The sequence below is a fragment of the Stenotrophomonas sp. genome (assembly GCF_032061965.1).
Classification (GTDB): domain Bacteria; phylum Pseudomonadota; class Gammaproteobacteria; order Xanthomonadales; family Xanthomonadaceae; genus Stenotrophomonas.
The window spans coordinates 219-4,849 of the sequence record NZ_DAMBEF010000072.1 but is presented as its reverse complement, the minus strand read 5'-3'; the positions used below and the strand labels follow the sequence as shown (position 1 = coordinate 4,849).

The window sequence follows — 4,631 nt, the reverse complement described above, 5'->3', positions numbered from 1 at the left end:
CTTCTGCTTTGGCTTCTGCTTTGGCTTCTGCTTTGGCTTCTGCTTTGGCTTCTGCTTTGGCTTCTGCCTTGGCTTCTGCCTTGGCTTCTGCCTTGGCTTTGGCCTTGGCTTCCGCTCTCCCTTCTCCCGTTTACGGGAGAAGGTGCCCGAAGGGCGGATGAGGGTGATTTTGACTTTGCCTGGCTAGAAGCGCCCCCTCTCCCCAACCCCTCTCCCGCAAGGGGAGAGGGGCTTTGAGCGGATGAGGGGGTTTTTGACTTTGCTTAGCTAGAAGCTCCCCCCTCTCCCCAACCCCTCTCCCGCAAGGGGAGAGGGGCTTTGAGCGGATGAAGGGGAATTTGACTTTGCTTAGCTAGAAGCCCCCTCTCCCCAACCCCTCTCCCGCAAGGGGAGAGGGGCTTTGAGCGGCCAGCCGCAGTCCTCAATACCCCTTCTGCCTCAACCATGCATCCACCTGCGGCTTGCGCTCTTCGCGCAGTCGCAGCTTGGTCTGGATCCCGGCAATCACCGTCTCCGCATCACGCCGCGAGGTCGGCGCGATATGTGCATCGGCAAATGCCTTGATCTTGTCGACCATCTGCAGGCTGTCAGCACTGCGGCCCAGCCCCGGGTAGTAGCGCGCACGCGAGGTACTGTCGACCAGACCGTCCACCTGCTCGCGATGGGCAACGGCGAAATCAAACGCCATATCGGCATGCTCATGCGCCACGTCGCCGATCATGCCGGCGCTGTTGGTGGCGCCCGGCTCATCGGTCAACGCCATGTCCAGTGCTCGCTGCGCCAGGGCCTTGTCCTTGGGTGCCGCCAGCAAGCCGTAATAGCGATCACGCACCATCGCCGAGGTTTCCTTCTTTGCCAGTGCGTGCAGCTGGTCCCAGGTCGCCACGTCAGCATTGCGTGCCACCACACCCAGTACGGTGGAACGCAGATCCGGCGACAGCGAGTCCGGCTTGAGCAGGAAGGCATCAAAACGACGCTGCGCCTCTGCAATGACCTGCGCATCGTCCAGCGCCGCCAAGGTGCTGATCAAATTGCTGCGCAATTCCTTGGTCTGTGCAGAATCGCTTTCCTTCCCGTCCCAACCCAGCGACTGCAACACCGGCACCAGACGCGAGCGTGCATAGCCGCGGAACGCTGCCTGCCGGCCCTCATCACCGTCGAACATGCTGTCGATGCCATTCAGGGTGCCCGATACCAGGTCCCACAGATCCGTAGGTGCATCGGTAGCAACCTTGGCTGTCAGATCCAGCAGGTCCGCATCCGGCTGCAGGCCGGCCGCAGCCAGGGCACTGGTATCCATCATCACGCCGAGCTGGTCCACCACCGGCAATTTGTCGAAGCCTGCGCTGAGCGCGGTGAACTGTGCCGGCGCATACAAGGTGCGGTAGTAGCCCTTCTGGCCAGCGTTGACCAGCAAGGGCCCCTCACAGCCCAGCAGCTGTACGGTGGTGTCACCGTCCACCAATGTGTGCACCACCTCGCCAGTGCCTGCGCGCAGGCTTACCGGTACACGCCAATGCAGTGGCTGCTTGTCCTTGCGATCAATCGTGTACTCACCTTGGCTCAGCGTTACCTGGGTGTTGCCCGCAACGCAGCTGCTGCTGGCGCGGATCAGGGGCACGCCCGGCTGCAGGGTGAAATCATGCGCGACATCCATGAATCGTTTGCCGGGTGCCGCCTTGTCGATCTCCACCCACAGGTCATCGGTAACCGCATTGCCATAGGCATGGGCGGCAACGTAGCGACGCACCCCATCGCGCCAGGCATCGGCGCCCACATAGTCCTCGAACATCGAGATCACCGCAGCGCCCTTGCCGTAGGTGATGCCATCAAATGCCTGGCTGGCCTGCTCCACCGTCGCCACGTGCTGCACGATGGGATGCGTGGTCGCATAAGCATCGCGCCCCATCGCTGCGCGGCTGGTCTGCGCGGCATCGACGTTGTTGATGTCCCATTCCGGATGCAGCTTGCGGGTGGTGCGCCCTTCCATCCAGGATGCGAAGCCTTCGTTGAGCCACAAATCATCCCACCAGGCCATCGTTACCAGATTGCCGAACCACTGGTGCGCGATCTCATGTGCGGCGATCGAGAACACCCCTTTCTTGTCCGAGATGCTGGACACCGCAGGGTCGAGCAGCAAGGCGTATTCAAAGGTGAAGATCGCGCCCCAGTTCTCCATTGCACTGAAGAACTGGCTGCCTCCCGGTGCTGCCACGTTGTCGAGCTTGGGCAGCGGGTACTTCACGCCGAAATAGTCGTTGTACTCGCGCAACACCTCGGCGCTGCCCTCCAGTGCGAAACGGGCCTGATCCACCTTGCCGGTCTGCGCGATGACACCAATTTCCGTACCGCCTTCATTGACGGTGGCACGTTCGAATTCGCCACTGGAGAAAAACAGCAGGTAGGTCGACATCTTCGGCGTGGTCTGGAACACCACCTCCTTCAGGCCCTTGCCCACCGGCTTGCTGCTGGCCACCGGCATGTTGCTGACCGCCATTTCGGCTTCCGGCACGGTGACGCTCAGATCGAACGTCGCCTTGAAGCCAGGTTCGTCCCAGGACGGAATGAAACGGCGCGCGTCGGAGTTCTCGAACTGGGTGAACAACGCGCGCTTCTTGCTGCCGTCGGCCACCGGGTAATCCAGCGCGAACAGGCCATTGGCCTGGGTATTGATGGTGCCGGTGTAATCAACGCTCAGCGTATAGCGCCCTGGCGCCAACGGCGCGGTAACGGTGAAGCTGGCGGTCTGGTTGGGCTCATCGACCGCAACCGTGGCCGGTACCACTTTGCCCCCTCCGGCCGGCTGCAATTCGCTCTTCCCGAACTGCATGCCCGCTGCCTGCAGCACGATGCTGGTCGTCGGCTGCAGCACTTCCAGGTCAATACTGACCTTGCCATCAAAGCGCATCTGCGCCGCGTGCGGGGTGATCTGCACCCGGTAGTGGTCAGGCCGCGCGGTACGGGGTAACTGGGTCGTGGTGGACTGCGCCGAAGTCGCCGCTGCCGGCTCAGCAGAGAACGCAGGGCTGGCCGCGCAAGCAAGCGCTAGACTGATAGCAACAACAAGGGAACGGCGCATCGGGACTCCAGAAGGCGGACAGTGGGCACCAGGCCCGGTGATCCCGCATCATCTGCCCCTCCCTCAGCGCCCAACACCCCCGGAAGTCATGACAGGCTAGGCTGTCCTTGGCGCTTCGTGCTGGGCCCGCTCGGCAATCATTGCCCGGTATTGTCGTGGCGCCATGCCCACCTCGGCCTTGAACTTGCGGGTGAACGCGCTCTGGTCACTAAAGCCGCAGGCCTGGCCGATACTGGCAACACTGTCTTCGCCATGCAGCAGATGCAAGGCGATCTGGATGCGCAGCCGGGTCAGCACCTGCTGCGGCGTCATCTGGAATACCTTGCGGAACGAACGCTCCAGCTTGGACAGCGAGAAGCCGGTGATATCGAGCAGGGTCTGCATGCGCACGTTTTCGGCGTAATGCGTGTTGAGGTAATCCAGCGCCAACCGCAGTGGCTCGTACTGCGACTCAAGCCCGCCGCGCTGCCCCAGATCGCGCGAAATGCCGATCAGTCCGATGACCTTGCCGTTCTCGATGATGGGCCGCTTGCAGGTCAGGCACCAACCGGGCTGCTGGTTGGGAAACAACTGCAGCTCCATCACGTTCTCTATCACCTCACCGGCCAACACCCGCGCATCCTGCGCCACGTAGGCCTCGCTCATGCCGACTGGGTACAACTCGTCGGCGCGCTTGCCGATCACCTCGTTGCGCGACTTCATGCCCAGCCGCTGCATCATCGTCATGTTGACGTGGGTGTAGCGGCCATCGTCATCCTTGGCGAAGAACAACACGCTGGGAATGGCGTCGAACAGGGCTTCAATTTCGGCAGGGTCGATACGCATCGGGTCAATCAGGCTGGCAGCGGGGGCGTGCCCTGCCATTCTAGCCAGCCCAGCCCCCTGACCGCGTCGGCCATAAGTACCTGCTACCCCCGTATCCGCCAGATGGCGACAAGCCAGGAAGCTTCAGTTGCGGGCATGATCGGCCGTAACTGCAAGCGGACCCCTGCCCCATGAGCCAGAACATCCAAACCCCCGACTACGCCGTTGGCCAACTCTGGGCCTGCAAGGGACGCCACGATGGCGAGCACCCCACCCTGCTGATCAACCGCATCGATCAGCATCCGCTGGGCGGTGGCAACATCTATCACGTCACGCTGCAGGGGTTGAAGATCCGCAACCCGCGCCTGCCCGAGGGCATCATGACCCAGCTGGCCCACGCCCCGGTGACCGGCCAAACGCTGGAACGCAGCCAGTTGCAACTGATCGGGCAGCGCGTCCCGGACCCGGTTTATCTGCAGGGCTACGGCCAGTGGCGCGAGGCGTTTGACGCTGGTAACGCTGGCTCGTTCGGCGTGAGCATTGCGACCATTCTGGAAATCGTCGAGCGCCGGCTCAACGGTATCCCGCTCGATCAGCCCTGACGGCAGAGCTTTCCCGGCGCTGCCAAGACCCTTGTAGCGCCGAGCCATGCTCGGCAGGGGCATTCCCGGTGACCCTCGTTGCCGACCATGGGTCGGCACTACAGGGAAGCCGGTCTGCTGCCGATCATCGCGAAGCCGGACGGTAG

The 4,631-nt window shown here is 62.6% G+C and carries 4 protein-coding genes; 2 read left to right on the top strand and 2 right to left on the bottom strand.

Annotated features, from left to right (window positions below; genetic code table 11):
* Window positions 1-187: hypothetical protein (locus RT460_RS18945; protein ID WP_313321281.1), on the top strand; the 187-nt coding region annotated here is incomplete at its 5' end.
* A 234-nt stretch (window positions 188-421) separates the two neighbouring features.
* Here the strand turns inward: RT460_RS18945 and RT460_RS18940 are convergent.
* Window positions 422-3,079 (bottom strand): M1 family metallopeptidase, encoded by a 2,658-nt coding sequence (locus tag RT460_RS18940; protein ID WP_313321280.1) that lies wholly within the window; start codon window positions 3,077-3,079, stop codon window positions 422-424.
* A gap of 96 nt (window positions 3,080-3,175) precedes the next feature.
* Complete coding sequence (locus tag RT460_RS18935) at window positions 3,176-3,904, bottom strand: AraC family transcriptional regulator (protein ID WP_313321279.1); 729 nt, start codon at window positions 3,902-3,904, stop codon at window positions 3,176-3,178.
* A gap of 170 nt (window positions 3,905-4,074) precedes the next feature.
* Between RT460_RS18935 and RT460_RS18930 the strand changes: the two genes are divergently transcribed.
* A complete protein-coding gene (locus RT460_RS18930; RefSeq protein WP_313321278.1) occupies window positions 4,075-4,485 on the top strand; it encodes a hypothetical protein in 411 nt (136 codons plus the stop codon).
* Window positions 4,486-4,631: the final 146 nt, after the last annotated feature.